Source organism: Type-A symbiont of Plautia stali, assembly GCF_059731155.1.
Genome location: NZ_AP035891.1, coordinates 2,664,167 through 2,690,424, shown reverse-complemented (window position 1 = coordinate 2,690,424; position 26,258 = coordinate 2,664,167). Strand labels below are relative to the sequence as shown.

At 57.9% G+C, this 26,258-nt stretch carries 25 protein-coding genes, 1 other RNA gene, 4 pseudogenes and 1 other annotated feature; of the genes and pseudogenes, 17 read left to right on the top strand and 13 right to left on the bottom strand.

The features are described 5' to 3' along the window. Positions 1–8 precede the first annotated feature (8 nt). A pseudogene (locus AC6I8M_RS14345) lies at positions 9–1,043 on the bottom strand (PLP-dependent cysteine synthase family protein). 115 nt (positions 1,044–1,158) lie between these two features. Here AC6I8M_RS14345 and AC6I8M_RS14340 point away from each other — a divergent pair. The 5 genes from AC6I8M_RS14340 to amtB all read left to right on the top strand — a co-directional run bounded on the left by AC6I8M_RS14340 (position 1,159) and on the right by amtB (position 7,085). Beyond that, a complete protein-coding gene (locus AC6I8M_RS14340; protein ID WP_010616848.1) occupies positions 1,159–1,620 on the top strand; it encodes an Lrp/AsnC family transcriptional regulator in 462 nt (153 codons plus the stop codon). Between the two features lie 24 nt (positions 1,621–1,644). Beyond that, the gene (locus AC6I8M_RS14335; protein ID WP_010616849.1) at positions 1,645–3,414 is read left to right on the top strand and encodes a SmdA family multidrug ABC transporter permease/ATP-binding protein; all 1,770 of its coding nucleotides are present in this window, start codon (positions 1,645–1,647) and stop codon (positions 3,412–3,414) included. Beyond that, positions 3,407–5,182 (top strand): SmdB family multidrug efflux ABC transporter permease/ATP-binding protein, encoded by a 1,776-nt coding sequence (locus tag AC6I8M_RS14330; protein ID WP_010616850.1) that lies wholly within the window; start codon positions 3,407–3,409, stop codon positions 5,180–5,182. The genes AC6I8M_RS14335 and AC6I8M_RS14330 overlap by 8 nt, the downstream gene beginning before the upstream one ends. A 259-nt stretch (positions 5,183–5,441) precedes the next feature. Next, a complete protein-coding gene (gene glnK, locus AC6I8M_RS14325; RefSeq protein ID WP_010616851.1) occupies positions 5,442–5,780 on the top strand; it encodes a P-II family nitrogen regulator in 339 nt (112 codons plus the stop codon). 33 nt (positions 5,781–5,813) lie between these two features. Next, positions 5,814–7,085, top strand: a complete 1,272-nt coding sequence (gene amtB, locus AC6I8M_RS14320; RefSeq protein ID WP_498013470.1) for an ammonium transporter AmtB — start codon at positions 5,814–5,816, stop codon at positions 7,083–7,085. 72 nt (positions 7,086–7,157) lie between these two features. On the opposite strand, the gene tesB is transcribed toward amtB, so the two are convergent. Both tesB and AC6I8M_RS14310 read right to left on the bottom strand, forming a co-directional pair. After that, positions 7,158–8,021, bottom strand: coding sequence for an acyl-CoA thioesterase II (gene tesB, locus AC6I8M_RS14315; protein WP_010616852.1), 864 nt, complete (start codon positions 8,019–8,021; stop codon positions 7,158–7,160). Further along, positions 8,018–8,200, bottom strand: coding sequence for a hypothetical protein (locus AC6I8M_RS14310; RefSeq protein WP_153005940.1), 183 nt, complete (start codon positions 8,198–8,200; stop codon positions 8,018–8,020). Before AC6I8M_RS14310 ends, tesB begins: the two co-directional genes overlap by 4 nt. Before the next feature lie 24 nt (positions 8,201–8,224). Here AC6I8M_RS14310 and AC6I8M_RS14305 point away from each other — a divergent pair, with 24 nt between their 5' ends. Further along, positions 8,225–8,782: a YbaY family lipoprotein gene (locus tag AC6I8M_RS14305; RefSeq protein ID WP_010616853.1), complete on the top strand. Its 558-nt coding sequence runs from the start codon at positions 8,225–8,227 to the stop codon at positions 8,780–8,782. 73 nt (positions 8,783–8,855) lie between these two features. On the opposite strand, the gene AC6I8M_RS14300 is transcribed toward AC6I8M_RS14305, so the two are convergent. Further along, complete coding sequence (locus AC6I8M_RS14300) at positions 8,856–9,167, bottom strand: MGMT family protein (RefSeq protein WP_010616854.1); 312 nt, start codon at positions 9,165–9,167, stop codon at positions 8,856–8,858. A gap of 176 nt (positions 9,168–9,343) precedes the next feature. Between AC6I8M_RS14300 and ffs the strand changes: the two genes are divergently transcribed. Continuing rightward, an RNA gene (ffs, locus tag AC6I8M_RS14295) (signal recognition particle sRNA small type) lies at positions 9,344–9,440 on the top strand. Positions 9,441–9,568: 128 nt separating this feature from the next. Here ffs and AC6I8M_RS14290 read toward each other — a convergent pair. Then, complete coding sequence (locus AC6I8M_RS14290) at positions 9,569–9,751, bottom strand: Hha/YmoA family nucleoid-associated regulatory protein (RefSeq protein ID WP_010616855.1); 183 nt, start codon at positions 9,749–9,751, stop codon at positions 9,569–9,571. Then, positions 9,723–10,140: pseudogene (gene tomB / locus AC6I8M_RS14285) on the bottom strand (Hha toxicity modulator TomB). The gene AC6I8M_RS14290 and the pseudogene tomB overlap by 29 nt, the downstream one beginning before the upstream one ends. An 826-nt stretch (positions 10,141–10,966) precedes the next feature. Here tomB and AC6I8M_RS14280 point away from each other — a divergent pair. From AC6I8M_RS14280 to AC6I8M_RS14270, 3 genes and pseudogenes are all read left to right on the top strand, one after another. Continuing rightward, a pseudogene (locus AC6I8M_RS14280) lies at positions 10,967–11,536 on the top strand (metal ABC transporter ATP-binding protein). Further along, the gene (locus AC6I8M_RS14275) at positions 11,533–12,372 is read left to right on the top strand and encodes a metal ABC transporter permease (RefSeq protein ID WP_058948832.1); all 840 of its coding nucleotides are present in this window, start codon (positions 11,533–11,535) and stop codon (positions 12,370–12,372) included. The pseudogene AC6I8M_RS14280 and the gene AC6I8M_RS14275 overlap by 4 nt, the downstream one beginning before the upstream one ends. A 21-nt stretch (positions 12,373–12,393) precedes the next feature. Further along, positions 12,394–13,272 (top strand): metal ABC transporter substrate-binding protein, encoded by an 879-nt coding sequence (locus tag AC6I8M_RS14270; protein WP_010616858.1) that lies wholly within the window; start codon positions 12,394–12,396, stop codon positions 13,270–13,272. Between the two features lie 43 nt (positions 13,273–13,315). On the opposite strand, the gene ykgO is transcribed toward AC6I8M_RS14270, so the two are convergent. The 4 genes and pseudogenes from ykgO to AC6I8M_RS14250 form a co-directional block, all read right to left on the bottom strand. Further along, the gene (ykgO, locus tag AC6I8M_RS14265) at positions 13,316–13,456 is read right to left on the bottom strand and encodes a type B 50S ribosomal protein L36 (RefSeq protein ID WP_010616859.1); all 141 of its coding nucleotides are present in this window, start codon (positions 13,454–13,456) and stop codon (positions 13,316–13,318) included. 15 nt (positions 13,457–13,471) lie between these two features. Continuing rightward, positions 13,472–13,730: pseudogene (locus AC6I8M_RS14260) on the bottom strand (type B 50S ribosomal protein L31). Positions 13,731–13,890: 160 nt separating this feature from the next. Further along, positions 13,891–17,040, bottom strand: a complete 3,150-nt coding sequence (locus AC6I8M_RS14255) for a multidrug efflux RND transporter permease subunit AcrB (protein ID WP_010616861.1) — start codon at positions 17,038–17,040, stop codon at positions 13,891–13,893. Between the two features lie 17 nt (positions 17,041–17,057). Next, positions 17,058–18,248: an efflux RND transporter periplasmic adaptor subunit gene (locus tag AC6I8M_RS14250; RefSeq protein ID WP_010616862.1), complete on the bottom strand. Its 1,191-nt coding sequence runs from the start codon at positions 18,246–18,248 to the stop codon at positions 17,058–17,060. Positions 18,249–18,390: 142 nt separating this feature from the next. Here AC6I8M_RS14250 and acrR point away from each other — a divergent pair, with 142 nt between their 5' ends. Then, on the top strand, positions 18,391–19,029 hold the full coding sequence (acrR, locus tag AC6I8M_RS14245; protein WP_010616863.1) for a multidrug efflux transporter transcriptional repressor AcrR: 639 nt from the start codon (positions 18,391–18,393) through the stop codon (positions 19,027–19,029). Here the strand turns inward: acrR and rsmS are convergent. The 3 genes from rsmS to priC are packed head-to-tail and all read right to left on the bottom strand — an operon-like array spanning position 19,026 to position 19,898. Beyond that, a complete protein-coding gene (gene rsmS / locus AC6I8M_RS14240; protein WP_010616864.1) occupies positions 19,026–19,181 on the bottom strand; it encodes a pleiotropic regulatory protein RsmS in 156 nt (51 codons plus the stop codon). The two genes, acrR and rsmS, sit on opposite strands and share 4 nt — an antisense overlap. Before the next feature lie 8 nt (positions 19,182–19,189). Beyond that, complete coding sequence (locus tag AC6I8M_RS14235) at positions 19,190–19,435, bottom strand: GlsB/YeaQ/YmgE family stress response membrane protein (RefSeq protein ID WP_010616865.1); 246 nt, start codon at positions 19,433–19,435, stop codon at positions 19,190–19,192. A 49-nt stretch (positions 19,436–19,484) separates the two neighbouring features. Next, positions 19,485–19,898, bottom strand: a complete 414-nt coding sequence (priC, locus tag AC6I8M_RS14230) for a primosomal replication protein PriC (protein WP_318285153.1) — start codon at positions 19,896–19,898, stop codon at positions 19,485–19,487. Between the two features lie 85 nt (positions 19,899–19,983). Between priC and AC6I8M_RS14225 the strand changes: the two genes are divergently transcribed. The 6 genes from AC6I8M_RS14225 to htpG all read left to right on the top strand — a co-directional run bounded on the left by AC6I8M_RS14225 (position 19,984) and on the right by htpG (position 26,244). Next, a complete protein-coding gene (locus tag AC6I8M_RS14225; protein ID WP_010616867.1) occupies positions 19,984–20,367 on the top strand; it encodes a DUF454 family protein in 384 nt (127 codons plus the stop codon). A gap of 151 nt (positions 20,368–20,518) precedes the next feature. Beyond that, positions 20,519–21,070 (top strand): adenine phosphoribosyltransferase, encoded by a 552-nt coding sequence (gene apt / locus AC6I8M_RS14220; RefSeq protein WP_010616868.1) that lies wholly within the window; start codon positions 20,519–20,521, stop codon positions 21,068–21,070. A 247-nt stretch (positions 21,071–21,317) separates the two neighbouring features. After that, positions 21,318–23,297, top strand: a complete 1,980-nt coding sequence (gene dnaX, locus AC6I8M_RS14215) for a DNA polymerase III subunit gamma/tau (RefSeq protein ID WP_058948831.1) — start codon at positions 21,318–21,320, stop codon at positions 23,295–23,297. Next, positions 22,639–22,700, top strand: a sequence feature (DnaX frameshifting element). (Overlaps the previous gene by 62 nt.) Positions 23,298–23,346: 49 nt before the next feature. Then, positions 23,347–23,676 carry a YbaB/EbfC family nucleoid-associated protein gene (locus tag AC6I8M_RS14210; RefSeq protein WP_010616869.1) on the top strand — a complete coding sequence of 110 codons (330 nt, stop codon included), beginning with the start codon at positions 23,347–23,349 and terminating at the stop codon, positions 23,674–23,676. Further along, complete coding sequence (gene recR / locus AC6I8M_RS14205) at positions 23,676–24,281, top strand: recombination mediator RecR (RefSeq protein ID WP_010616870.1); 606 nt, start codon at positions 23,676–23,678, stop codon at positions 24,279–24,281. Before AC6I8M_RS14210 ends, recR begins: the two co-directional genes overlap by 1 nt. 154 nt (positions 24,282–24,435) lie before the next feature. Continuing rightward, the gene (gene htpG, locus AC6I8M_RS14200; protein ID WP_318285152.1) at positions 24,436–26,244 is read left to right on the top strand and encodes a molecular chaperone HtpG; all 1,809 of its coding nucleotides are present in this window, start codon (positions 24,436–24,438) and stop codon (positions 26,242–26,244) included. Positions 26,245–26,258 lie beyond the last annotated feature (14 nt).

The window sequence follows — 26,258 nt, the reverse complement described above, 5'->3', positions numbered from 1 at the left end:
CCAGTTTTTTATTGCAGCTCGCGCTGCCACGCCTGAATATCGCCGATCTGCTCAGCGACCCACTGCGGATTGTAATAGGTATCCGGATAGCGCTCGCCGCTGTCACACAGCAGCGTCACCAGCGCGGCGGATTGCCCCTGCGCGCGCAGCCGTTTTGCCACCTGCAGCATGCCCCAGAAATTGGTGCCGGTAGAGGCACCCGGACGCCGGCCGAGAATCTGCTCCAGCCTTAACATGGCCGCCACGGTGGCGCCATCCGGCACTTTCATCATTTCGTTAATCACATCCGGTAAAAAAGACGGCTCAACGCGCGGGCGCCCAATCCCCTCAATCAGGCTGCCACGCTCGCTGCGCAGGGTACGATCGCGGCGGTGTCAGTAATCGAAAAACACCGAGTGCTGCGGATCGACCACCAGCAGGCGTGTGTCGTGGCCCTGATAGCGGATGTAGCGCCCCAGCGTGGCCGAGGTGCCGCCGGTGCCGGCGCTCATGATCAGGGTGTGCGGCACCGGGAAGGGTTCATGCGCCATCTGGCGGAAAATGCTTTCGGCAATATTGTTGTTGCCGCGCCAGTCGGTGGCGCGTTCGGCGTAGGTAAACTGATCCATAAAATGGCCGTTGAGTTCGCGCGCCAGATGCTCGGATTCGCTGTACAGCTGGCACGGATCGGCGACGAAGTGGCACTCCCCGCCGTAAAAGCGGATCAGCTCGATTTTGCGCCGCGCAGTGCTGGCTGGCATCACGGCGATAAACGGCAGGCCGAGCAGACGGGCAAAATAGGCTTCCGACACCGCGGTGCTGCCGGAGGAGGCTTCGATGATCGGCGTGTTTTCTCCAATCCAGCCATTGGCCAGACCATAGAGAAACAGCGAACGCGCCAGGCGATGTTTCAGGCTGCCGCTTGGATGGGTGCTTTCATCCTTAAGATAAAAACGAATGCCGGGGAAATCGTCCAGCGTAAAACGGATCAGGTGCGTATCAGCGGAGCGCTGAAAGTCGGCGTTAATTTCATTGATAGCGTGGCGAATCCAGGGCGTTTGCATGGTGCGATTCCGGCAGCGAGATTGCGCTCAGTGTAAGGCACTGGCAGGAAAAAGAGGTTGCTAAAATTTGGTTATAATCGGCAAATAAGAGAAAATTTTTCTCCTCAGGTGGCGAATGCTAGATAAAACTGACCGTACACTGCTGGCGCTGCTGCAAAAAGACTGCACGCTATCACTGCAGGCGCTGGCCGATGCGGTGAATCTAACCACCACGCCGTGCTGGAAACGCCTGAAAAAGCTGGGAGATCATGGCATTATTCGGGCGCGCGTCGCGTTACTGGATGGTGAAAAGCTCGGCCTGTCGCTCACCGCCTTTATGCTGATCAAAACCGAGCAGCACAGCAGCGACTGGTTTCAGCAGTTTGTCGCGGTCGTACAACAGATGCCGGAAGTGATGTCCTTTTACCGCATGGCGGGCGAGTACGACTACCTGCTGCGCATTCAGGTGGCCGATATGAAGAGCTACGACGCGTTTTACAAGCGTCTGGTTAACGGCGTGCTAGGGCTGATTGACGTCACCTCCAGCTTTGCTATGGAAGAGATTAAATACACCACCGCCTTGCCGGTAGCGCCCTGAACGGGCATCACAAGAGATTGTTTTGTGCGATTATTCAGCCAGTTAAGTTGGTATTTTTTGCGCGAGTGGCGGCGCTATCTGGGCGCCATCAGCTTGCTGATTATCATTGCGCTGCTGCAGCTGCTGCCTCCGCATCTGGTCGGCGTGATTGTCGACGGCGTTACCCATCACAGCCTGACGCGCGGCGAAATTTTTCTGTGGATCGGCGTGATGCTGGTGACCGCAGTGATTGTCTATTTGCTGCGCTACGTCTGGCGCGTGCTGCTGTTTGGCGCCTCTTACCAGCTGGCGGTGGAGCTGCGCGAAGATTTTTACCGGCAACTTAGCCGCCAGCATCCGGCATTTTACCTGCGCCACCGTACCGGCGATCTGATCGCGCGCGCGACCAATGATGTCGATCGCGTGGTGTTTGCCGCGGGTGAAGGGGTGCTGACGCTGGTGGATTCGCTGGTGATGGGGCTGGTCGTGCTGGCGGTAATGAGCGTGCAGATCAGCTGGGAGCTGACGCTGCTGGCGCTGATTCCCATGCCGATTATGGCGCTGGTGATCCAGAAAGACGGCGCGCGCCTGCATCAGCGCTTCAAAGTGGCGCAGGCGGCGTTCTCCAGCCTGAACGATCAAACGCAGGAGAGCCTGACCAGCATCCGCATGATCAAAGCCTTTGGCCTGGAAGATCATCAGTCGAGCCAGTTTGCGAATATCGCCAGCGACACCGGCCGCAAAAATCTGCACGTGGCGCGCGTCGATGCGCGCTTCGATCCCATCATTTATATCGCCGTGGGCTTTTCGAATTTGCTGGCGATTGGCGGTGGCGGCTGGATGGTGTGGCACGGTTCACTGACTCTCGGGCAGCTCACCAGCTTCGTCATGTACTTAGGGCTGATGATTTGGCCGATGCTGGCGCTGGCGTGGATGATTAACATCGTCGAGCGCGGCAGCGCGGCGTGGAGCCGTATTGGTGCGCTGCTGGCGGAAGCGCCTGCGGTTGAGGATGGTCAGCAGCAACTGCCGGCGGAAGCGGGCGTGCTGCAGGTGGCGATCCGCGCCTTTCACTATCCGGCGAGCAGCGCGCCGGTGCTGAGCGACGTGCATTTTCAGTTGCAACCCGGGCAGATGCTTGGACTGTGCGGGCCTACCGGCTGCGGCAAAAGTACGCTGCTGAGCCTGATTCAGCGCCATTTTGATATCGATCAGGGCGAGATTTGCTATCACGCCATTCCGCTACCGCAGCTGCGGCTGGACAGCTGGCGCAGCCGGCTGGCGGTGGTCAGTCAGACGCCGTTCCTGTTTTCCGATACCGTTGCGAATAACTTGGCACTGGGCCGCCCGGAGGCAACGCAGGAAAAGATTGAGCGCGTGGCGCAGATGGCCTGCGTGCACGATGACATACTGCGTCTGCCACAGGGGTACGCTACCGAAGTGGGCGAGCGCGGCGTCATGCTCTCTGGCGGGCAGAAACAGCGCATCGCCATTGCGCGTGCGCTGTTGCTCAACGCGGAGATTTTGATCCTCGACGATGCGCTGTCGGCGGTTGATGGCCGTACCGAACATGAAATCCTGCATAACCTGCGCCTGTGGGGGAAAGGGCGCACGCTGATCATCAGCGCGCATCGGCTGTCGGCGCTGACCGAAGCCAGCGAGATTCTGGTATTGCAGCAGGGCGCTGTGGCACAGCGCGGCGATCACGATACGCTGGCGGCGCAGCCGGGCTGGTATCGCGATATGTATCGCTATCAGCAGCTGGAAGCCGCGCTAGATGAGGACGAGTCAGAACAGGGAGCCGACCATGGCTAAATCACAACGCTTATGGCCAACGCTGAAACGCCTGCTGGCCTACGGTAAACCGTGGCGCAAACCGCTGTGGCTGGCCGTCGGCATGCTGTGGATCGCTGCCGCTGCCGAAGTCACCGGTCCGGTGCTGGTCAGCTATTTTATCGATAACCTGGTGGCAAAACACCAGATGCCGTGGGGCATCGTGGCCGGGCTGCTGGTGGGCTTTGTGCTGCTACAGCTGCTGGCAGCGGGTCTGCACTATTTCCAGGCGCTGCTGTTTAACCGCGCGGCGATTGGTGTTGTGCAGCAGCTGCGTGTCGACGTGATGAATGCGGCGCTGCGTCAGCCGCTCAGTGCCTTCGACACCCAGCCGGTGGGGCAGATTATTTCGCGCGTCACCAACGATACTGAAGTGATCAAAGATCTTTACGTCACGGTGGTGGCAACTGTGCTGCGCAGCGCTGCGCTGATTGGCGTGATGCTGGTGGCGATGTTTGCGCTTGACTGGCGTATGGCGCTGGTGGCGCTGGTGATTTTTCCGCTGGTGTTAACGGTAATGCTGATCTATCAGCGCTACAGCACGCCGATTGCGCGCCGCGTACGTAGCTATCTGGCCGAGATCAACAATGGCTTTAACGAAGTGATTAACGGCATGAGTGTGATCCAGCAGTTTCGCCAGCAGGCGCGCTTTGGCGAACGCATGGGCGAAGCCAGCCGTTCACACTATCTGGCGCGGATGGAGACGCTGCGACTGGACGGCTTTCTGCTGCGTCCGCTGCTCAGCCTGTTTTCTGCACTGATTTTGTGCGGTCTGCTGATGCTGTTCAGCTTTGCCACGCCGGGCGTGTTTGAGGTTGGCGCGCTCTACGCCTTTATCACTTATCTTGGCCGCCTTAACGAGCCACTAATCGAGCTCACCACGCAGCAGTCAATGCTGCAGCAGGCGGTGGTGTCGGGCGAGCGTATTTTTGAACTGATGGATGCGGCGCAGCAGGGCTACGGCAGTGACCCTCAGCCGCTGGCTTCCGGACGTATCACCCTGCGCGATGTTAGCTTTGCCTACCGCGACAATCGCGACGTGCTCAGCCATATCGATCTCGAAGTGCCGGCGCGCGGCTTCGTGGCACTGGTCGGCCACACCGGCAGCGGTAAAAGCACTTTAGCCAATCTGCTGATGGGCTACTATCCGGTGACGCGCGGCAGCATTGAGCTGGATGGCCGCCCGCTGCGCCAGCTGACGCATAATGCGCTGCGCGGCAGCGTGGCGATGGTGCAACAGGATCCGGTGGTACTGGCCGATACGCTGCTGGCCAACGTGCGCCTTGGGCGCGATATCAGCGAAGAGGACGTGTGGCGCGCGCTGGAGAAGGTGCAGCTGGCACCGCTGGCCCGCACGATGCGCGACGGCATTCATACCCGGCTCGGTGAGCAGGGGAACACGCTGTCGGTCGGGCAGAAGCAGCTACTGGCGCTGGCACGCGTGCTGGTGTCGCTGCCGCAGATTCTGATCCTCGATGAGGCCACTGCCAATATCGACTCAGGCACCGAGCAGGCGATTCAGCAGGCGCTGCGCACGCTGCGCCAGCACAATACGCTGGTGGTGATTGCTCACCGTCTTTCCACCATCACCGAAGCGGATCAGATCTTGGTGCTGCACCGTGGTCAGGTGGTCGAACGCGGTACACACACCGAACTGCTGGCACAGCAGGGCCGTTACTGGCAGATGTACCAGCTGCAGCAGGCTGGCGATGAACTCGCGGCGGGCATACCCGCAACGGCAGAGGGGTGATTTGCACCTTTTTTGCGCAGATTTATCGGAATGTTCTGTATTGATGCACTCCTTTGAGGCCGTAAGCACCAAATGAGTGCAGTAAAGTCCCACCTTTCTGTTTTTCCGAATGAAAACCTTGCCCGTTACGCCATACCGGAGCGCGATACTCTGCGCCCGGCAGCCTTAGCGCCCACTTTTGCCATTTGTGGCACAGCCTTTGCTTAACTCTATGCGTGTCCGCGAAGACTCACCTATTTTTATATCCGGAGGGGAACGTATGAAGCTGGTTACCGTGGTAATCAAACCATTTAAGCTGGAGGACGTGCGTGAAGCCTTATCCTCCATTGGCATTCAGGGCCTGACCGTGACCGAAGTGAAAGGCTTCGGTCGTCAGAAAGGCCATGCAGAACTGTACCGCGGTGCCGAGTACAGCGTTAACTTCCTGCCAAAAGTAAAAATCGATATTGCGATTGCGGACGATCAGCTGGATGAAATGGTGGATGTGATCAGCAAAGCTGCATACACCGGCAAAATTGGCGACGGCAAAATTTTCGTCGCGGAACTGCAGCGCGTGATTCGTATTCGTACCGGCGAGACCGACGAAGCAGCACTGTAACTGGGGCTCTGAATTGTGATGGGATGGAAAGAAATGAATAAAGTAATGACTAAGTTGGGCCTTACCAGCCTAGCGCTGTTACCGTCTCTTGCGATGGCAGCTGCGCCTGCCGTGGCGGATAAAGCCGATAACGCGTTTATGATGATTTGTACCGCGCTGGTACTGTTCATGACAATTCCCGGCATTGCCCTGTTTTACGGCGGCCTGATTCGCGGCAAAAACGTGCTGTCGATGCTGACTCAGGTCGCGGTAACGTTCGCGTTAGTGTGCGTACTGTGGATCGTCTACGGCTACTCGCTGGCGTTCAGCGAAGGCAACGCCTTCTTCGGTAACTTCCAGTGGGCGATGCTGAAAAATATCGAGCTGAAAGCGGTGATGGGCAGCTTCTATCAGTACATTCACATGGCGTTCCAGGCTTCCTTCGCCTGTATTACCGTGGGGATGATTGTTGGTTCGCTGGCTGAGCGTATTCGGTTCTCTGCGGTACTGATTTTCGTACTGGTGTGGCTGACGCTGGCCTATCTGCCCATCGCACATATGGTGTGGGCTGGCGGCTTCCTGGCACAGGATGGCGCGCTGGACTTCGCTGGCGGTACCGTGGTGCACATCAACGCCGCCGTTGCGGGTCTGGTTGGTGCTTACCTGGTAGGCAAACGTGCTGGCTTCGGTAAAGAAGCGTTCAAACCGCATAACCTGCCCATGGTGTTTACCGGTACCGCGATTCTGTACGTTGGCTGGTTCGGCTTCAACGCCGGCTCTGCGTCTTCCGCTAACGAAATCGCGGCGCTGGCCTTCCTGAATACCGTGGTGGCCACTGCGGGTGCAGTGCTGTGGGCGCTGCGCGGTAAGCCTTCGCTGCTGGGTGCGTCTTCCGGCTTTATCGCCGGTCTGGTTGCCATCACGCCAGCCTGTGGTTATGTCGGCGTCGGCGGCGCACTGATTATCGGTCTGGCCGGTGGCCTGGCAGGTATCTGGGGTGTGACCACGCTGAAGAAATGGCTGCGCGTGGATGACCCGTGCGATGTGTTCGGTGTGCACGGCGTGTGCGGCATCCTCGGTTGTGTCCTGACCGGCGTGTTTGCCTCCTCGTCACTGGGTGGCGTCGGCTACGCAGAAGGCGTGACCATGGGTCATCAGGTTTGGGTACAGCTGTTCAGCTGTGGCCAGACCATCGTCTGGTCTGGCGTGGTCGCCTTCATCGGCTTCAAGCTGGCAGATATGATTGTTGGTCTGCGCGTACCGGAAGAACAGGAACGTGAAGGTCTGGATGTGAACAGCCACGGCGAGAACGCTTACAACCAGTAAGTGCCGGCTGGCAGAAGAGCAGTGCGCTATAACTATAATGATGAGAAAGGGGCGAGATAATCGCCCCTTTTTTTATGCTTCGCGCTGACGCATCACCCCTTCCTGCACCGTCGTCGCCACCAGCGTGCCGTCCTGGCTGAAGAACTCACCGCGCACGAAGCCGCGCGCGCCCGACGCTGAGGTGCTTACCACGCTGTACAGTAGCCACTCGGAGAGATCGAATGGACGGTGGAACCACATGGAGTGATCAATCGTCGCCACCTGCATATCCGACTCAAGGAAGCCTTTGCCATGCGGCTGCAGCGCGACCGGCAGAAAGTTGAGATCGGAAGCGTAGCCCAGCAGGTATTGATGAATGCGGCGGTCGTCCGGCAACTGGCCATTGGCACGCACCCAGACCTGGCGCAGCGGCTCATCAACGTGACCTTTCAGCGGATTGTGGATCTGCACCGGACGGATATCCAGCGGGCGTTCGGCGAGGAATTTTTCTTTCAGCTTGAGCGGCAGGTGCGCAGCCAGCCGGTGGGCGAGATCCTGCTTGGACGGCAGGTTATCGGGTCCCGGCACCTGCGGCATGCTGTTCTGGTGCTCGAAGCCGTCTTCCGGTGCCTGAAAGGAGGCGGTCATGTAGAAGATCGGCTGGCCGTTTTGTACGGCGCTGACGCGGCGGGCACTGAAGCTTTTACCGTCGCGCAGGGTTTCCACATCGTAAATAATGGCTTTCTGGCTGTCGCCCGGGCGCAGAAAGTAGCTGTGGAAGGAGTGAATGATACGGGCTTCCGACACGGTTTGTTTTGCCGCATACAGCGCCTGACCCACCACCTGACACCCAAACACCTGGCGCAGGCCGAGATCTTCGCTCTGGCCGCGAAACAGGCCCTCTTCCAGTTTTTCCAGATTCAGTAAATTAAGCAGGTTGTGCAGTGCCTGGCTCATAACGGATTCCTCAGTGATGCCAATGGCGTCAGTGTGAAAGATCCGACCAGTTTGCGCAACGCTTTTGCCCGGTTTTCAGCAGGATGGCGGGGCTTCAGGCGCAAAGCGGATTTTTGTGCCAGAATTAACAGCAATCGGCGGTTGAAAACCCAGCCAATAAATTTACCGCCGACAATCATAGTGTTCATAAGGAGACGACATCGATGAAACTCTGGCATGTAATTAGCGGTATGACACTGGCGGTGGCAATCACAGGCTGTGCCGATCACAGTAAACCCGTGCCGACGCCAACTTTAGGCGCCAGCGTGGCCGGGCAGCCGTCGGCGATTGCCCAGCCAAACGTAAGCGGTTCCGTCTATATTCGCCAGCGTATTGCGCTGCCGCCGGATGCGGTGCTGACCGTGACGCTGGCCGATGCGTCACTGGCGGACGCGCCATCCAAAGTGCTGTCACAGCGTGTGGTTCGCACCGAGGGCAAGCAGGCACAGTTCCAGTTTGTGCTGCCCTTTAACCCGGCCGATATCCAGCCCAACGCGCGCATTTTGCTGAGCGCAGCGATCACCATCGACGGCAAGCTGGCGTTTATTACCGATACGGTGAAACCGGTGATTAATCAGGGTGGAACGAAAGCGGAACTGCTACTGGTACCGGTGACCAATATGGCGATGCCAACCCAGCCGGGCGCTGCTACCACTGTGCCTTCGACGTCGCCAACTCAGGTTACGCCGTCAGCCTCCGTGCCGGCACCAACCAGTCTGTAAGTTGAAGCGGGAGACAGCGCGTTACGTAAGCTGCGCCATTCCCGCGCCTTAAAGGGAGTGCGGCCTGTCAGCATTAATACTCCCAGCGATACTTCGCCAGTTCAACTTCTCCTGCATCACTCACTTCAATACCTTCGGCTTCCAGCGCATCGCGCTGGCGAAAAAGATCATCGCCCTGTAGCGAAATAAGACCCTGCCGATTAATCACGCGGAACCACGGCAGTTTGCTGCCTGGCGGCAGGCGCCGCAGCACTCCGCCAACCTGACGTGCCGGACGCGGTGAACCGGCCAGCAGCGCGACATCGCCGTAGGTCATCACTTTACCGGCAGGAATAGCGGCAACAATTTGCCAGACGCGCTCGGAAAAATTGCTCGGTTCACTCACTGGCGCACCTTGTCTGCGGGAAAAGTGCCACTTTAGCATGCGATTGCGGCTATCAGCAGGGTTTTGGCGCCGGTCTGTTCAAGAAACCAACGGTTGCCCGGCCTGCGCTTGCAATTGCCAGGGGCTTCCCCGATAATGCCAGCGCTCTCAACATGAGAGCTCGTCAATGGGAGCCCTGTTGGTTCTCCCGTAACGCTAACTTGTGAACTCGGTCAGGTCCGGAAGGAAGCAGCCGCAGCAGGCGACGCGTGTGCCGGGATGTAGCTGGCAGGGCCTCCACCATTTCTGCCCATGTAAAATCCCTGCGCGCAATACGGCACAGCACCGTATCGGCACTCCTTTGCCTGCCTGTCATCCGTGGAAATAAAGGTGAGTAACGAAACGACCTGCGGGGAGAAAACTTAGCGGACGTACTTCCAGACAGATCCGGGCACTTTGTCATAGAGCTTGTTCATGGTCAGCTCGGCCAGACGGTGATCGGCTGCGGAGTAGAATACCGCTAACTCATCATAGGGTAATTCATACTTGTTCTTTTCAATCACCCGTTCAAAGGTGTCAATTGAGCGACAACGACGCAGTCGCATCAAATAGTCTGTTTTGGTTAAGGCTGGGTTGCTGGAGATAAGCGCACTCTTCGGCAAACAGATTAAATAAGCGTTTTGCTGAACGTTGCCACCGTTGAAAATCCTGCGTATTGATTCCATAGCTGCTAAACAGCATAAAGGTATCATCGAGATATTCATCGATTTGCGTAATCAGCGCTTAATCTTCAACATGCTTAATTTTGTAATTCATCGTGGAAAGAGGCGATATGCTCAATCAAATCGTTGAGCTGTAAATTGCCTGCCGAAGTGGGATCATTAACCCAGCCGTGATGGCTGTCGGTTAGCGTCGCCATACTTTCGTCAAACAGGTTCTCACACAGAAATTTAAGCTGGGCAATATCATGCCGTTTCGGTGAGTATTCGTCCATTTTTTCCCTCCATAGCGAGCACAGTTACCGCGACGCGGCGAGATTTGGAAAAGCTACCAAGGAGCGATCACGAATAAAAAGAATTCAGCGACCTTTTAAATATAATCCACAATCATTAGTTTTGCTCACCCAATTACTAAATATTACAATTCGTCGCACGGTGACGGGCGGGTATTGTCTATCACCTCAAACACCAGTGCACCGGGCATTGTCTGGAACAAAACTTCTTCACGTTGGGTAAAGGTTTCATTTAAATCAAAACAGTGATTAAATAAATCCCACGTGAAATCGTAAAGCATTTGAAATCGTTTGTGGCCGACGGGCTGAATGGAAATAATGGTAAAACTGTTTGGAACTAATTGCGCGTATTGAGAATACTACTGTAAATCGCCGGCAAGGTCCTAAGCTATTTTAAGAATATTCCCCTGGATAATCTGGCGTAACTTGCCGCAATCATCCTCATTCACATCAATATCACTATGAATAATAGACTGCATTCTGCATCCCGTAAAAAGCAAGGAGAGTTCTATCATTGGCTTTCAGCCCGGACATTGCAAGCCATTGGTAAACAGAAAGGGCGATTGCTGCGATGGGCGCTGGCTTGATGGCACAAATCGCACAGGCGTTTACGCCGTTGATCAACTTTTGAAACACTTTCGTCCGCGCGTCGCGATGACGCCATCAGGTAACATATTGTTATGTTATAACATTTTGTATTGCGTATCATGAATCACAGTGGATTACTTCTCTCGCTCGGCGGGCGCCTGCTGGTAGCGCTACTGCTGAGTAGCCTGCTGGCTTTAGCCAGCGTCTGGGGCCTGCACCAATGATGCGTTTTCATCGTCTGCAGGGCGGCTGTCAGGGCAGGGCGGTGACGCCGGTGGTTAATGGCGAACTGGCAGCCGGCAGTATGACGGCACTCGTAGGGGCCAACGGTACGGGCAAATCAACCTTGCTCAAGACAATCGCCGGACTGCTGCCGCCAGTGGCCGGCCGTTGTGAACTGCAGCTGCCGCGAAAAGCGCTGGGCTGGTTCGGTGGCATCACGCGTGCGCTGCGCCAGGAGATTGATGCGGCGCTGGAGGCGGTGCAGATGCGCGACTTCGCCACTGCGCAGCCCGCGATGCTCTCCGGCGGGCAGTTGCAGCGCGTGCTGTTTGCGCGCCTGATGCTCCAGCGCAGTCAGCTCTAGCTGCTGGACGAATCCTTCAACGGCATTGATACGCCGACGATAACGTTACTGATGTCGATTCTCGAACAGCAGCAGCGGGCGGGCACCACGCTGCTGGTGGTGCTGCACGACAAGCTGCTGGTGGCGCGCCATTTTCGTGACGTGCTGTCGCTGGATGAGCGTGACAGTGCGCAGCAACCGCGGCTGTGTCGGGTGGCGTCATGACGTTACTCCAGCCATTTATTGAGTTTGGCTTTATGCGCCGGGGGCTGGTGGCCTGCATGGCGCTGGCGATCAGTGAGACGCCGCTCGGCGTCTTTCTCTCGCTGCGCCGTATGAGCCTAGTGGGCGATGCGCTGTCCCATGCGGTACTGCCGGGCGCCGCCATCGGCTATCTGGTGTCCGGCCTGTCGCTGGTGGCGATGGGCATTGGCGGCCTGATTGCCGGGCTGGCGGTGGCGCTGCTGTCTGGTGCGGTCAGCCGTTACACCCACCTGAAGGAGGATGCCAGCTTTTCCGGCTTCTATCTGGGTTCGCTGGCGCTCGGCGTCACGCTGGTATCACTGCGCGGTTCCAGTGTCGATCTGCTGCACGTGTTGTTCGGCTCGCTGCTGGCGGTGGATAACTGCGCGATTGTGCTGGTTGGCAGCATCGCCGCGTTCACCCTGCTGATGCTGGCCGTGATCTTCCGGCCGCTGGTCATTGATGCCTTTGATCCTGATTTTCTGCGTGCGCAGGGGAAATGGAGCGCACCGCTGGTGCACGGCATTTACCTCACGCTGGTGGTGCTGAATCTGGTGGCGGGTTTTCAGGTGCTCGGCACGCTGATGTCCGTTGGGCTGATGATGCTGCCCGCCACCAGCGCGCGCTTCTGGAGCCGTCACCTTACGCGCATGCTGGCGATTGCCATGCTGCTGGCGCTGATCGCCGCCTTTATCGGCCTGTTGTTCTCCTGGCACTATGCACTGCCTGCCGGACCGGCGGTGGTACTGAGTGCGGCCGTACTTTTTTTGCTGTCTGTGTTGACAGGACCATGTGGCGGCCTGCTGCGCCGTCGATAATAAGATGATAAGGGGATAGGTATGAAGAAGTTACCGTTGAGTCTGGCGATTGGCGCGATGCTGATTAGCCCGCTGACGCTGGCAAAAACCGTTGATGCTGTAGCCAGTTTTACCGTGCTGGCTGACATCGTTAAACAGGTCGGCGGCGATCACGTTAAGGTGAAATCGCTGGTGGGGCCGGACGGCGATCCGCACACCTTTGAGCCCACGCCGCAGGATAGCCAGGCGCTGGCGCAGGCCGATGTGGTGTTCGTCAGCGGGCTGGGCATGGAAGGCTGGATGGACCGGCTGATTAGCGCGTCCGGCTACAAGGGCACGGTGGTGGTTGCCTCGAACGGCGTCAATACGCGCAAAATGGAGGAGGATGGCAAAACCATCACCGATCCACACGCGTGGAACAGCATGCACAACGGCGTGATCTACGCCACCAACGTGATGAACGCGCTGATCAAAGCCGATCCGGACGATGCCGCCGACATCCGTCACAGCGGTGAACGCTATATTCAGCAGTTGCAGAAGCTGGATAGCTGGGCCAAAAGTGAATTTGCCGGCGTGGCGCAAAGTAAACGCAAGGTGCTCACCAGCCATGATGCCTTTGGCTACTTCGGCCAGCGCTACGGCGTGACATTCCTCGCGCCGGCGGGCTTCTCAACCGAAGCGGAAGCCAGCGCCAGCGATGTCGCCGCTATCATCAAACAGCTCCGGGCGGAGCACATCACGACCTACTTTATGAAGAATCAGACCGATCCGCGTCTGGTGAAACAGATCGCCAGTGAGACCGGTGCGCAACCCGGTGGCGAGCTTTATCCGGAAGCGCTGTCAGCGGCCAGCGGGCCGGCGCCCACCTATGAGGCGGCGTTTAAGCACAACGTGGAAACTCTGCTGCACAGTATGAAGTAAAAAAAAGCCGGGGAGCATCCCGGCCAATTATCACGACACTTTCCTAACGTTTTTTCTTTCTTCCCTGCACCGCCTTAAAGCGCGGGTTGGTTTTGCAAATCACATAAATACGACCTTTACGCCGCACGACTTTGCAATCTTTGTGACGGGTCTTGGCAGACCGCAATGAACTGACAACTTGCATGTGGCTGAACTCCGGTTATTTGCTGTGCGTCAGGAAGCTGCCAAAACGCTTGTTGAAGCGTGCGGCGCTGCCCTCTTTGGCAAACTCTTTCTGTTTACCGGTGTAGTAAACGTGCGACTTCGACGACACATCGAGCGTGACGTACGGCAGCTCTTCGCCCTCAAACTGGATGGTACAATCGGTCTGAATCCGTTGAGCCGACTTTGAAGTATTCGTCGACGGTGGTGTCGTGGAACACCACAGGACGGTAGTGCGGATGAATGTTCGGTTTCATAATAATGCTCTCATGTAATGTTATAATATAATAATATTATGAACCTCACGCAGCAGGATTGCAACCACGCTTTAGGTGCGGATTTGTCATGGAACGTGCGGGGCAGGGGAGTGCGCAATAAAAAAGGCCGCTTGCGCGGCCTTTTAGCAGAGAGAAAATATCAGTGAGTGTGATCGACCGGATGGTCCTGTTCCAGCTCAGACTTGTTCTTGCTGAAACGGCGGCGCACCACTACGAAGAACACCGGCACGAAGAAGATCGCCAGCGCGGTGGCCGTCACCATCCCGCCCATTACGCCGGTACCGACGGCGTTCTGTGCGCCGGAGCCGGCACCGCTGCTGATCGCAAGCGGTAGTACGCCGAGGATGAACGCCAGCGACGTCATCAGAATCGGACGCAGACGCATACGTGAGGCTTCCAGCGTCGACTCGACCAGCCCTTTGCCTTCCTTCTCCATCAAATCCTTGGCGAATTCAACGATCAGGATGGCGTTCTTCGCCGAGAGACCAATGGTGGTCAACAGACCCACCACAAAGTACACGTCGTTACTCAGACCGCGCAGCGTGGTGAAGAGCAGGGCGCCAATCACACCCAGCGGCACCACCAGCATGACCGCGAACGGAATCGACCAGCTCTCATACAGCGCGGCCAGACACAGGAACACCACAATCAGCGAAATGGCGTACAGTGCAGGCGCCTGGTTGCCGGACAGGCGTTCCTGATAGGACATGCCGGTCCAGTCGTAGCCGATACCCGCAGGCAGCTTCGAGGCGAGGCTCTCCATCAGGTTCATGGCATCACCCGAGCTCTTGCCCGGCGCCGCCTGACCAAGAATCTCCATTGATGGCAGACCGTTGTAGCGCTCCAGACGCGGTGAACCATACTGCCACTTCGCCGAAGAGAAGGCAGAGAACGGCACTATGGTCCCGGCGCTGTTGCGCACGTACCATTTGCTGATGTCATCCGGCAGCATGCGCGAGTCGGCCTGACCCATCACGTACACTTTCTTCACGCGACCGCGGTCGATGAAGTCGTTGACGTAAGAACCGCCCCAGGCCGCACCCAGCGTGGTGTTGATGTCGGACAGCGACACACCGAGCGCCTGCGCTTTTTCCTGATCGATCATCAGTTTGTACTGCGGCGTATCTTCCAGCCCGTTCGGACGCACGCCCACCAGCGTATCCGGATGCTGGGCAATCATGCCAAACAGCTGGTTACGCGCGGCGGTCAGCTTCTCATGGCCGAGGTTACCCTGATCGATCAGCTGGAAGTCGAAACCGGTGGCGTTACCCAGTTCGATAATGGCCGGCAGGTTGAACGGGAACACCATGGCATCTTTGATCTGACCCAGCGCCTGCATCGCACGTCCGGCAATCGCCGGCACTTTCAGGCTGGCATCACCACGCTCATCCCATGGCTTCAGGCTGACGAAGGCGATACCGGTGTTCTGTCCACGACCGGCGAAGCCAAAGCCGTTAACGGTAAACACCGAATTCACGCTGTCTTTCTCTTTGGTCAGGAAGTAATCCGTAACCTGATCCAGCACCTTCTGCGTACGTTCCTGGGTCGCACCGGCAGGCAGCTGCGCCTGCGCCAGTAACAGCCCCTGATCCTCTTCCGGCAGGAACGAGGTAGGCAGTTTCAGGAACAGGTAGGCCATGCCGACCACAATCAGCAGATAAATCAGCAGATAGCGGCCGGTGCTGCGCACAATGTGGCCGACGCTGTCGACGTAATGGTTGGTGCTCTTATCAAACAGGCGGTTAAACCAGCCGAAGAAACCGGTGGTTTTGCCGTGTTCGCCTTTTTTGATGGGCTTCAGCATGGTGGCACACAGCGCTGGCGTCAGAATCAACGCCACCAGCACCGACAGCGCCATCGCCGAAACGATGGTGATCGAGAACTGACGATAAATAACCCCGGTTGAGCCGCCGAAGAACGCCATCGGGATAAATACCGCTGACAGCACCAGCGCGATGCCAACCAGCGCGCCCTGGATCTGTTCCATCGAGCGTTTGGTGGCTTCTTTCGGCGGTAATCCTTCTTCCGCCATGACGCGCTCAACGTTTTCCACCACCACGATGGCGTCATCCACCAGCAGGCCGATGGCGAGCACCATGCCGAACATCGTCAGGGTGTTTATCGAGTAGCCAAAGGCACTGATGATGGCAAAGGTGCCCAGCAGCACCACCGGAACGGCGATGGTAGGAATCAGCGTCGCGCGGAAGTTCTGCAGGAACAGATACATCACCAGGAACACCAGCACGATGGCTTCGAACAGCGTTTTCACCACTTCGAAAATGGAGATCTTAACGAATGGCGTGGTGTCGTACGGGTAAACGGTTTTCATGCCGGCCGGGAAGAACGGTTTTAGCTTGGTCAGTTCCGCTTTCACCGCGTCGGCGGTATCCAGCGCGTTGGCGCCGGTCGCCAGTTTGACACCGATACCGGACGCTGGTTTGCCGTTATAGCGGACAATGCTCTCGTAGTTTTCACCGCCGAGTTCAATCTTCGCGACATCGCGCAGGCGCACCTGTGAGCCGTCCTGATTGACCTTCAGCATGATGTTACCGAACTCTTCAGTCGAGGTCAGACGCGTCTGGGCAATGATCGAGGCGTTAAGCTGCTGACCCGGCACCGGTGGGGTACCGCCCAGTTGACCGGCGGCCACCTGGGTGTTCTGGGTTTGCAGCGCGCTGATCACATCCACTGGCGTCAGCTGGTAGTTGTTAAGCTTGTGCGGATCGAGCCAGATACGCATCGCATACTGCGCACCAAACACCTGAGTATCACCGACGCCAGGCGTACGGCTGATCGGATCTTTGATGTTCGACGCTACGTAGTCTGAGATGTCGTTCTGCGTCATGCTGCCATCTTCGCTGACGAAACCGGCGAGCATCAGGAAGCTGCTGGAGGATTTTTTCACCTGAATCCCCTGCTGCTGTACTTCCTGCGGCAGCAGTGGCATCGCCAGCTGCAGTTTGTTCTGCACCTGCACCTGAGCAATGTCGGCGTCAGTGCCAGACTGGAAGGTCAGCGTCAGCGTCAGCGTACCCGAAGAGTCACTGCTCGAGGACATATACATCAGCCTGTCGATGCCGTTCATATTCTGTTCGATAACCTGCGTTACCGAATCCTGTAGCGTTTTCGCGTCTGCACCCGGATATGATGCCTGGATTTCAACTGCCGGCGGCGCAACGTTGGGATATTGCTCGATCGGCAGTTTGATAATCGATAGCGCCCCCGCCAGCATAATAATGATGGCAAGCACCCAAGCAAAAATGGGGCGATCGATAAAGAACTTAGCCATGTATCAACGGCTCCTGTTTATGACGATGATTTAGCAGACTGAGATTCCGGTGCGGCTTTGGCATCATCTTTGACTTCCTGCGGCGTCACCTGAGCACCCGGTTTAGCACGCTGAATACCGACGGTAATCACGCGATCGCCCTCTTTCAGGCCATCGGTCACCAGCCATTTGCCGCCAAACGCTTGGTTAGCGGTAATCTTACGCACTTCGACTTTATTATCCGCGCCCACCACCATCGCGGTGGCTTCACCGGTTGGCGTGCGGGTTACGCCGGTCTGCGGTACCAGCAGCGCAGTCGGGTTGGTGCCCTCATCCAGACGTGCACGCACGAACATGCCCGGCAGCAAACGATGATCCGGATTCGGGAAAATCGCGCGCAGGGTAATCGAGCCGGTGGTTTCATCCACGGTAACATCAGAGAATTCCAGTGTGCCCGGCTGGCTGTATGCGCTACCGTTCTGCATCAGCAGGGTAACGTTAGCTTTACCGTCGTTTTGTTTCAGCTGACCGGATTCCAGCTCGCCGCGCAGGCGCAGGAAATCATCGCTGGATTGGGTCACATCGACGTACATCGGGTCGAGTTGCTGCACGGTCGCCAGCGCGGTGGTCTGGCCGTTCGACACCAGCGCACCTTCTGTCACGGAGGATTTACCAATGCGGCCGCTGATTGGCGAGGTCATTTTGGTGTACGCCAGGTTAATGCGGGCGGTTTCCACATTGGCCTGCGCCGCCTGTACGGCTGCGGCGGTCTGCGCGGCGGTGCCTGCGGCGTTATCGTAGTCCTGCTGGCTGATATATTTGGTACCCAGCAGCGGCTTGTAACGATTCACCGTCAGCTGGGCAACGCGCGCGTTGGCCTGAGCTTGGGCTAAATCGCCTTTTGCGCTGTCGTACGCGGCCTGATAGGTGGCGGGATCGATCTGGTACAGCGAATTGCCGGCTTTGACATCACTGCCTTCAACAAAATTACGCTTGAGAATGATACCTGACACCTGTGGACGCACTTCAGCCACGCGGAACGCCGAAGTACGGCCTGGCAGTTCGGTGGTGATTTTCAGGGGCTCGTTTTTTAACGTGACAACACCCACTTCCGGGGGCTGCTGCTGGGCGGCTTGCTGGGATTTATTATCATCACATCCTGTTAACAAAAAGCTGCCTGTAAGCATCACGGCGGCCGCCAGAGGCGCGAATCCTCTGTTTTTATTCATAAATAAACCTCTAGTGTCCGATATCAAATGATCAATGGATCACAAACCGTTAAACCCATTGCTGCGTTAAAACACGGATCGTGCTATGGTACATACATTCACAAATGTATGTAAACTTGCCAGTTTGTAAAAACAGTCCTCTATGGCACGAAAAACCAAAGCGCAAGCACTTGAAACGCGACATCAAATTCTGGATGCCGCTTTAGCTCACTTTTCTGAACACGGTGTGGCCGCCACCTCACTGGCGGATATAGCCACGGCCGCTGGCGTCACGCGCGGCGCTATCTACTGGCATTTTAAAAATAAAGCCGATCTGTTACAGGAGATCTGGCTGCGCTGCGACGCCGGGCTCGACGATGTGGAACTTGAGTATCAGACAAAATACCCTGGCGATCCACTTTCTGTAATGCGTTCGATGCTGATCTATATCCTTGAAGCCACAGCAAAGGATCCACAAAGACGCGCATTAATGGAGATTATCTTCCATAAATGTGAGTTCGTTGGCGAAATGTCGACGTTAATGGCGATGCAGCAGGGGATGCTGCAGGCGTGTTATGACCGCCTCGAAGAGGTGCTGCGCAGCTGTATTGAGGCCGGGCAGCTTCCGGCCAGCCTCAACACCCGTCAGGCGGCGCTGCTGATGCGCGGCTACATCAGCGGCATGATGGAGAGCTGGTTATTCAATCCGCAAAGTTTTGATCTGGTGAGTGAAGCACCGCAGCTGGTCGAGGCATTCATAGATATGCTGCGCCTGAGCCCGACGCTCGCCGGCACGCGCTAAGTGGTGCGCTCGGCCGCCAGCTTCTGCTCATAATCGCGCTGGACAATCGCCAGCGCAGCCAGCACTGTGGCCGCGGGCACCTGGTTTTCCTCCAGCAGCTGAATTAAATCGACCGCCAGCTTGATGTCATCCGGCGCGGTATCCAGCGTCATAGTGTCTCCTAAATGCGTAGTTTAGCGGCGACCAGCAGCATCAGCAGGGCACCGGCCAGCGCCACGGCAAAGCCCGTCGGATGCAGCGTACCGAGGTCGCCCGTGGTGAAGTAAGTGGCGATGTAGCCGCCAATCAGCGCGCCGATCACCGCCAGCACCAGCGTCGGCACCAGTCCGCCGGGACGGCCGGGAAACACCCTCCGCTTCAGCCAGCCGGCAGCTAGGCCAATAATAATCCAGATGATAAGGGTCATGCTTCTCCTCCCGTCAGCGCTGTTTCCAGTATAGAGGAAAGCGAACGGCTTACGGCTGCGCCGCGATCTCCAGTTTATGCAGCGCGGCGCGGCAGCGTGTCAGGTGCTGTTCGCGTTGCTGCAGCATGGCCAGCAGTCGCGTTTCGTAGCCGCGGTACTCATCACGCTTCGGCTGCAGCGGATCGCGACGCGGCCGTTCACGCACCACGCGCAGTTGATGGCTACTGCACTCGCGCTGCAGCGCGGCAATCTGGTCCAGCACCTTCTGCGCTAGCCACTGGCGGCGCGACGCATCACTGTCGGACGCCACGAGCTGCGCCGCATTGTGCTGCAGCTCTTGCAGATAGTCAGCCAGCCGCGTGCCTTTGCAGCGAAACAGCTGCGCGTCAAAGCGCGGCTGACGGCAGCTACCGTCCGGCTGCTGCGCAATCTGCTGGCGCAGCGTGTCAATCATTGCGTGCAGACGTTGTTAGGCGGGCAGTTGAGGCATCACTTCGATTCCGTCTGTGTTAACGTAGCGCTGTTGTGACATTTTTCAGGCATCTGGCATGCAGCGCATTTTACTTTTAAGCCTTGGCTGGCTGGCGATTGTGCTGGGCACGCTGGGCATTGTATTACCTTTACTACCGACCACGCCATTCGTGTTGCTGGCCGCTTGGTGTTTTGCCCGCTCGTCGCCGCGCTTTCACCACTGGCTGCTGTGGCGCTCGCCGTTTGGCCGCTATCTGCGCCACTGGCAGCAGCATCGCGCCATGCCGTCCAGTGCCAAAAGCCGCGCCATGTTGCTGATTGTCATCACCTTTGCGGTTTCAATCTGGCTGGTGAAGCTGCTGTGGCTGCGCATCCTGCTCGGCGTGATGCTGGCGCTGCTGCTGCTCATGCTGTGGCGCATACCGGTTGTAGCAGAAAGTGCGAACCCGCACGAACCGTAGCATCAGGGTTGCATTTAGCCGGCTGTTTGCTTAGATTTGGGCATCTTCGTGCGTGGCTTCCCTTTGAGAAACGACTTCGCTTAACCCGGTTTCCGGGTATTGGCGCTGTGGGAGCTGCGCGTTTTAGATATTTTTCCAAGCGTAACCTTATATGACCGCAACTGCGCAGCAGCTTGAACTGATCAAAAACAGCATCAAAAGCATTCCTGACTATCCGAAGCCGGGCATCCTGTTCCGTGACGTCACCAGTCTGATGGAAGATCCGCAGGCGTATGCCGCAGCGATCGCCATTCTGGTGGAGCGTTATCGTAATAAAGGCATCACCAAAGTGGTGGGCACCGAAGCGCGTGGCTTCCTGTTCGGAGCGCCGGTTGCGCTGGGTCTGGGCGTGGGATTTGTGCCGGTGCGCAAACCGGGCAAACTGCCGCGTGAAACTTTCAGCGAAAGCTATGAACTGGAGTACGGTTCAGACGCGCTGGAACTGCACAAAGACGCCATCAAACCCGGCGATGTGGTGCTGGTGGTGGACGATCTGCTGGCTACCGGCGGCACCCTTGAAGCCACGGTGAAACTGATTCGTCGTACGGGCGGTGAGGTCAAAGACGCCGCGTTCGTGATCAACCTGTTTGATTTAAGCGGCGAAGCGCGCCTGAACGCGCTGGGTATCGACTGCTACAGCCTGGTCAACTTCCCCGGCCACTAAGGCCATCGCGCCGCCAGCCCTGGTGCCCGGCGGCGCCTCTCTTCGCACTCCCTGACACGTGTATTCCGCCCTTAAGCGCAGCGCGCAACGTATCTCGGGTATAGGCATATCCGGCTGTGGCTGTTACACTCCTGTCAAAATAAACAGGGTTTGCGTCACCGCATTTTTCCCCTAAGTCCCACGGCAGAATCGGCGCAACTGAGCGTGCTGCTGTGCCAGGTTAAACAACTCCAGTGATTGAATCCACATGAGCTATCAGGTACTTGCGCGAAAATGGCGTCCCCGGGCTTTCGCCGACGTAATCGGTCAGGAACATGTGCTGACGGCGCTGGCCAACGGGTTGTCACTGGGACGCATCCATCATGCCTATCTGTTTTCCGGCACGCGCGGCGTGGGGAAAACCTCGATTGCGCGTCTGCTGGCCAAAGGCCTCAACTGCGAAACTGGTATAACGGCCACGCCCTGTGGACAGTGCGATAACTGTCGCGAGATTGAACAGGGGCGCTTTGTCGATCTGATTGAAATCGATGCCGCCTCGCGCACCAAAGTGGAAGACACGCGCGACCTGCTGGATAACGTGCAGTATGCGCCCGCACGCGGGCGCTTTAAGGTCTATCTGATCGATGAAGTGCACATGCTGTCGCGCCATAGTTTTAATGCGCTGCTGAAAACGCTGGAAGAGCCGCCGTCGCACGTGAAATTCCTGCTGGCGACCACCGATCCGCAGAAGCTGCCGGTAACCATTCTGTCGCGCTGCCTGCAGTTCCACCTGAAAGCCCTCGACGTCGAACAGATTCAGCAGCAGCTGGCGCACGTGCTGCAGCAGGAGCAGATTGACGCCGAGCAGCGCGCGCTGCATCTGCTGGCGCGCGCTGCCGACGGCAGTATGCGCGATGCGCTCAGCCTGACCGATCAGGCGATTGCCATGGGGCAGGGCAGCGTCACGCGCGACAGCGTGGCGCAAATGCTGGGCACGCTGGATGATGAACAGCCGCTGGCGCTGATTGAAGCGCTGGTGGAAGGCAACGGCGAACAGGTGATGGCGCTGCTGAATCAGGCCGCATCGCGCGGCGTGGAGTGGGAGGCGCTGCTGGTGAAGATGCTGCGTCTGCTGCACCGTATCGCGATGGTCCAGCTGCTGCCCAGCTCGCTTGGCGAAGATGATGCCAGCCAGGCGCAGCGCCTGCGCGAACTGGCGCGCGTGCTGCCGCCTGCTGACGTTCAGCTCTATTACCAGACGCTGCTGATGGGGCGCAAAGATTTGCCGCTGGCGCCGGATCGCCGGCTGGGCGTGGAAATGACGCTGCTGCGTGCGCTGGCGTTTCATCCGCAGGCCACCATCGCTGAACCGGTAGCGCGCCCGTCGCTGACGCCGCAGGCCGCACCGGCCGTTGCCGCGCCAGCGCCCCAGACCAAAGCCGCACCCGCTGTGGCCGCGCAGCTGCAGATGGCACCGCCGTTGGATGAGTCGCCGCCGCCGGCCTATGATTATCCCAATATGGCACCGGCCCCCGATAATTTGCCCGACGCCATCAGTCAGCTGTTACAGGCGCGGACGCAACTGCTGCGTCAGGGAGCCGGCAAAGCAAAAAAGAGTGAGCCGGCAGCGCGTTCCGCGCGGCCGGCAAACCCGGCGCTGGAACGTCTGGCAAGCGTCACCGAGCGCGTGCAACAGCGCGCGTCTGAGCCGGCGGTAAAAGCGCCGGCGAAACCGGAAGCGTATCGCTGGAAAGCCCAGCAGCAGGAGGAGAGCAAGCCGGAGCCAGTGGCGACGCCAAAAGCCTTGCGTTCTGCGCTGGAGCATGAGAAAACGCCAGAGCTGGCGCTCAAACTGGCGGAAGAGGCGCTGCAGCGCGACGCCTGGGCGGCGGAAATCGCCACGCTGACGCTGCCGAAGCTGGTCCAGCAGGTCGCGCTGAACGCGTGGAAAGAGGTGAATGAGCAGGGCGTGACGCTGCATTTGCGCAGCAGCCAGCGTCATCTCAACTCTGCCCCGGCGCGCCAGGCGATTCAGGACGCGCTGAGCCAGGCGGCCGGCCAGACGGTTGAACTGACCATCGTGGAAGACGATAATCCGGCGGTATTGACGCCGCTGGAGTGGCGTCAGGCCATTTATGAAGAGAAACTGGCGCAGGCGCGTCAGTCGATCGAAAGCGATACCCACATTCAGACGCTGCGTCGCTTCTTTGATGCGGACCTGGATGAAGAGAGTATCCGACCCGTATGATCACGCTGTCGCGCAGCGTTGCGCGCAGCCCCAGCAGAGAGAGAAAACTATGTTTGGTAAAGGCGGATTGGGCAACCTGATGAAACAGGCCCAGCAGATGCAGGATAAAATGGCCAAGGTTCAGGAAGAGATCGCCGCACTGGAAGTCACCGGAGAATCAGGGGCTGGCCTGGTCAAAGTGACCATCAACGGTGCGCACAACTGCCGCCGCGTGGAAGTCGATCCCAGCCTGCTGGAAGATGACAAAGAGATGCTGGAAGATCTGATCGCTGCGGCGTTCAACGATGCGGCGCGCCGTATTGATGAAACGCAGAAAGAGAAGATGGCGTCCGTCTCTGCCGGTATGCAGCTGCCGCCTGGCTTCAAGATGCCGTTCTGATGCAAACCAGTCCACTGCTTGAAGCTTTGATGGAGTCGCTGCGCTGTTTGCCGGGCGTTGGCCCGAAATCGGCGCAGCGCATGGCGTTTCATCTGTTACAGCGCGATCGCAGCGGTGGCATGTGCCTGGCGCAAGCGCTGACCCGCGCCATGGCAGAGATCGGCCACTGTTCCGACTGCCGCACCTTCACCGAGCAGGAGATCTGCACCATCTGCGCCAATCCCCGCCGTCAGCAAAACGGCCAGATTTGCGTGGTGGAGAGCCCGGCGGATATCCACGCCATCGAGCAGACCGGCCAGTTTGGCGGTCGCTATTTTGTGCTGATGGGCCATCTGTCGCCGCTGGACGGCATCGGCCCGCAGGATATTGGCCTGGATCGGCTGGAGCAGCGCCTTGAACGTGAGACGCTGCAGGAGGTGATCCTCGCCACCAACCCAACGGTGGAAGGCGAAGCCACGGCTAACTATATCGCCGAGCTGTGCGGCCAGTATGGCGTTGACGCCAGCCGCATTGCGCACGGGGTTCCGGTCGGCGGTGAACTGGAAATGGTCGACGGCACAACGCTGTCGCACTCGCTTGCCGGACGGCACAAGATTAAATTCTGACCACTTGCCGGTATCCTGCTGCAATACCGGCTTGAAATTCTCACCGCCATCCCCATTTCACTCTCAACAATTGATCAACCCCGATTCTGTTGAGGTAGCAATGACCATGAAAGGACAAGAGACGCGTGGCTTCCAGTCATAGGTAAAACAACTTCTGCACCTGATGATCCATTCCCTCTATTCAAACAAAGAGATTTTCCTGCATGAACTGATCTCCAACGCCTCCGATGCGGCTGACAAGCTGCGCTTCCGCGCACTGTCGACGCCGGATCTGTACGGAGGCGATGGCGAGCTGCGCGTGCGTATCTCGGTCGACAAGGAAAAACGCACGCTGACGCTGAGCGATAACGGCATCGGTATGCGCCGTGATGAGGTGATTGAAAACCTCGGTACCATCGCGAAATCCGGCACCAAAGCGTTTCTGGAATCGATGGGTTCCGATCAGGCGAAAGACAGCCAGCTGATCGGCCAGTTCGGCGTCGGTTTCTACTCGGCGTTTATCGTGGCTGACAAAGTGACGGTACGCACCTGTGCCGCGGGCGCCAAAGCCGACGAAGGCGTGTTCTGGGAATCCGCCGGCGAAGGCGAGTATACGCTGGCGGAGATTGAGAAAGCCTATCGCGGCACCGAAATTACGCTGCACTTCCGTGAAGGCGAAGATGACTTCCTCGACGCGTGGCGCGTGCGCAACGTAATCAGCAAATATTCCGATCACATCGCGCTGCCGGTGGAGATCGAGACCAAAGACGAAGAGAACGATACCGTCACCTGGGAGAAGATCAACAAAGCCCAGGCGCTGTGGACGCGTAACAAAGGCGAAATCAGCGACGAAGAGTACAACGAGTTCTACAAACACATCGCCCATGATTTCAGCGATCCGGCCATCTGGAGCCACAACCGCGTCGAAGGCAAGCAGGAGTACACCAGCCTGCTGTACATCCCGTCGCGTGCTCCGTTCGACATGTGGAACCGCGACAGCAAGCACGGTCTGAAGCTGTACGTGCAGCGCGTCTTTATCATGGATGACGCGGAACAGTTCATGCCGAACTACCTGCGCTTTGTGCGTGGCCTGATTGATTCCAGCGATCTGCCGCTCAACGTCTCCCGTGAAATCCTGCAGGACAGCCGTGTCACGCAGAGCCTGCGCGCCGTGCTGACCAAACGCAGCCTGCAGATGCTGGAAAAACTGTCCAAAGACGACGCCGAGAAATATCAGCAGTTCTGGAAAGAGTTCGGTCTGGTGCTGAAAGAGGGCCCGGCGGAAGATCATGCCAACCAGGGGGCGATTGCTAAACTGCTGCGTTTCGCCACCACCCAGAGCGAAGGCGCGGCGCAGACCGTTTCGCTGGAAGATTACGTTAGCCGCATGGTTGAAGGGCAGGAGAAGATTTACTACATCACTGCCGACAGCTACGCCGCAGCGAAAAGCAGCCCGCATCTGGAGCTGTTCCGTAAGAAAGGCATCGAGGTCCTGCTGCTGTCCGATCGTATCGACGAGTGGATGATGAGCTACCTGACTGAGTTCGATGGCAAAGCGTTCCAGTCGGTGAGCAAAGCGGATGAGTCGCTGAGCAAGCTGGCGGACGAAGAGACGGAAGCGGAAAAAGCGCTGGAGCCGTTTGTTGATCGCGTGAAAACCCTGCTGGGCGAGCGCGTCAAAGAGGTGCGCCTGACCCATCGCCTCACCGACACGCCGGCGATTGTGACCACCGACGCCAACGAAATGACCACGCAGATGGCTAAGCTGTTCGCCGCGGCCGGTCAGGACGTGCCGGAAGTGAAGTACATCTTTGAGATCAATCCGGAGCATACGCTGGTGAAACGCGTGGCTGATACGCAGGATGAAGCGCGCTTTGCGGAATGGGTTGAACTGCTGCTGGATCAGGCGCTGCTGGCCGAGCGCGGCACGCTGGACGATCCTAACCAGTTTATCCGCCGCATGAATCAGTTGCTGACGGCGTAACGCGGTGCGGTAAT

Excerpts from the sequence above, each read along its gene's own strand:
- dnaX (WP_058948831.1), top strand. The coding sequence starts at position 21,318 with ATGAGCTATCAGGTACTTGCGCGAAAATGGCGTCCCCGGGCTTTCGCC.
- AC6I8M_RS14305 (WP_010616853.1), top strand. The coding sequence starts at position 8,225 with ATGAAACTCTGGCATGTAATTAGCGGTATGACACTGGCGGTGGCAATC.
- apt (WP_010616868.1), top strand. The coding sequence starts at position 20,519 with ATGACCGCAACTGCGCAGCAGCTTGAACTGATCAAAAACAGCATCAAA.
- AC6I8M_RS14255 (WP_010616861.1), bottom strand. The coding sequence starts at position 17,040 with ATGGCTAAGTTCTTTATCGATCGCCCCATTTTTGCTTGGGTGCTTGCC.
- ykgO (WP_010616859.1), bottom strand. The coding sequence starts at position 13,456 with ATGCAAGTTGTCAGTTCATTGCGGTCTGCCAAGACCCGTCACAAAGAT.
- AC6I8M_RS14225 (WP_010616867.1), top strand. The coding sequence starts at position 19,984 with ATGCAGCGCATTTTACTTTTAAGCCTTGGCTGGCTGGCGATTGTGCTG.
- glnK (WP_010616851.1), top strand. The coding sequence starts at position 5,442 with ATGAAGCTGGTTACCGTGGTAATCAAACCATTTAAGCTGGAGGACGTG.
- recR (WP_010616870.1), top strand. The coding sequence starts at position 23,676 with ATGCAAACCAGTCCACTGCTTGAAGCTTTGATGGAGTCGCTGCGCTGT.
- amtB (WP_498013470.1), top strand. The coding sequence starts at position 5,814 with ATGAATAAAGTAATGACTAAGTTGGGCCTTACCAGCCTAGCGCTGTTA.
- AC6I8M_RS14270 (WP_010616858.1), top strand. The coding sequence starts at position 12,394 with ATGAAGAAGTTACCGTTGAGTCTGGCGATTGGCGCGATGCTGATTAGC.
- AC6I8M_RS14210 (WP_010616869.1), top strand. The coding sequence starts at position 23,347 with ATGTTTGGTAAAGGCGGATTGGGCAACCTGATGAAACAGGCCCAGCAG.
- AC6I8M_RS14275 (WP_058948832.1), top strand. The coding sequence starts at position 11,533 with ATGACGTTACTCCAGCCATTTATTGAGTTTGGCTTTATGCGCCGGGGG.
- AC6I8M_RS14235 (WP_010616865.1), bottom strand. The coding sequence starts at position 19,435 with ATGACCCTTATCATCTGGATTATTATTGGCCTAGCTGCCGGCTGGCTG.
- AC6I8M_RS14310 (WP_153005940.1), bottom strand. The coding sequence starts at position 8,200 with ATGATTGTCGGCGGTAAATTTATTGGCTGGGTTTTCAACCGCCGATTG.
- rsmS (WP_010616864.1), bottom strand. The coding sequence starts at position 19,181 with ATGACGCTGGATACCGCGCCGGATGACATCAAGCTGGCGGTCGATTTA.
- AC6I8M_RS14340 (WP_010616848.1), top strand. The coding sequence starts at position 1,159 with ATGCTAGATAAAACTGACCGTACACTGCTGGCGCTGCTGCAAAAAGAC.
- AC6I8M_RS14330 (WP_010616850.1), top strand. The coding sequence starts at position 3,407 with ATGGCTAAATCACAACGCTTATGGCCAACGCTGAAACGCCTGCTGGCC.
- tesB (WP_010616852.1), bottom strand. The coding sequence starts at position 8,021 with ATGAGCCAGGCACTGCACAACCTGCTTAATTTACTGAATCTGGAAAAA.
- AC6I8M_RS14290 (WP_010616855.1), bottom strand. The coding sequence starts at position 9,751 with ATGCGACTGCGTCGTTGTCGCTCAATTGACACCTTTGAACGGGTGATT.
- AC6I8M_RS14250 (WP_010616862.1), bottom strand. The coding sequence starts at position 18,248 with ATGAATAAAAACAGAGGATTCGCGCCTCTGGCGGCCGCCGTGATGCTT.
- acrR (WP_010616863.1), top strand. The coding sequence starts at position 18,391 with ATGGCACGAAAAACCAAAGCGCAAGCACTTGAAACGCGACATCAAATT.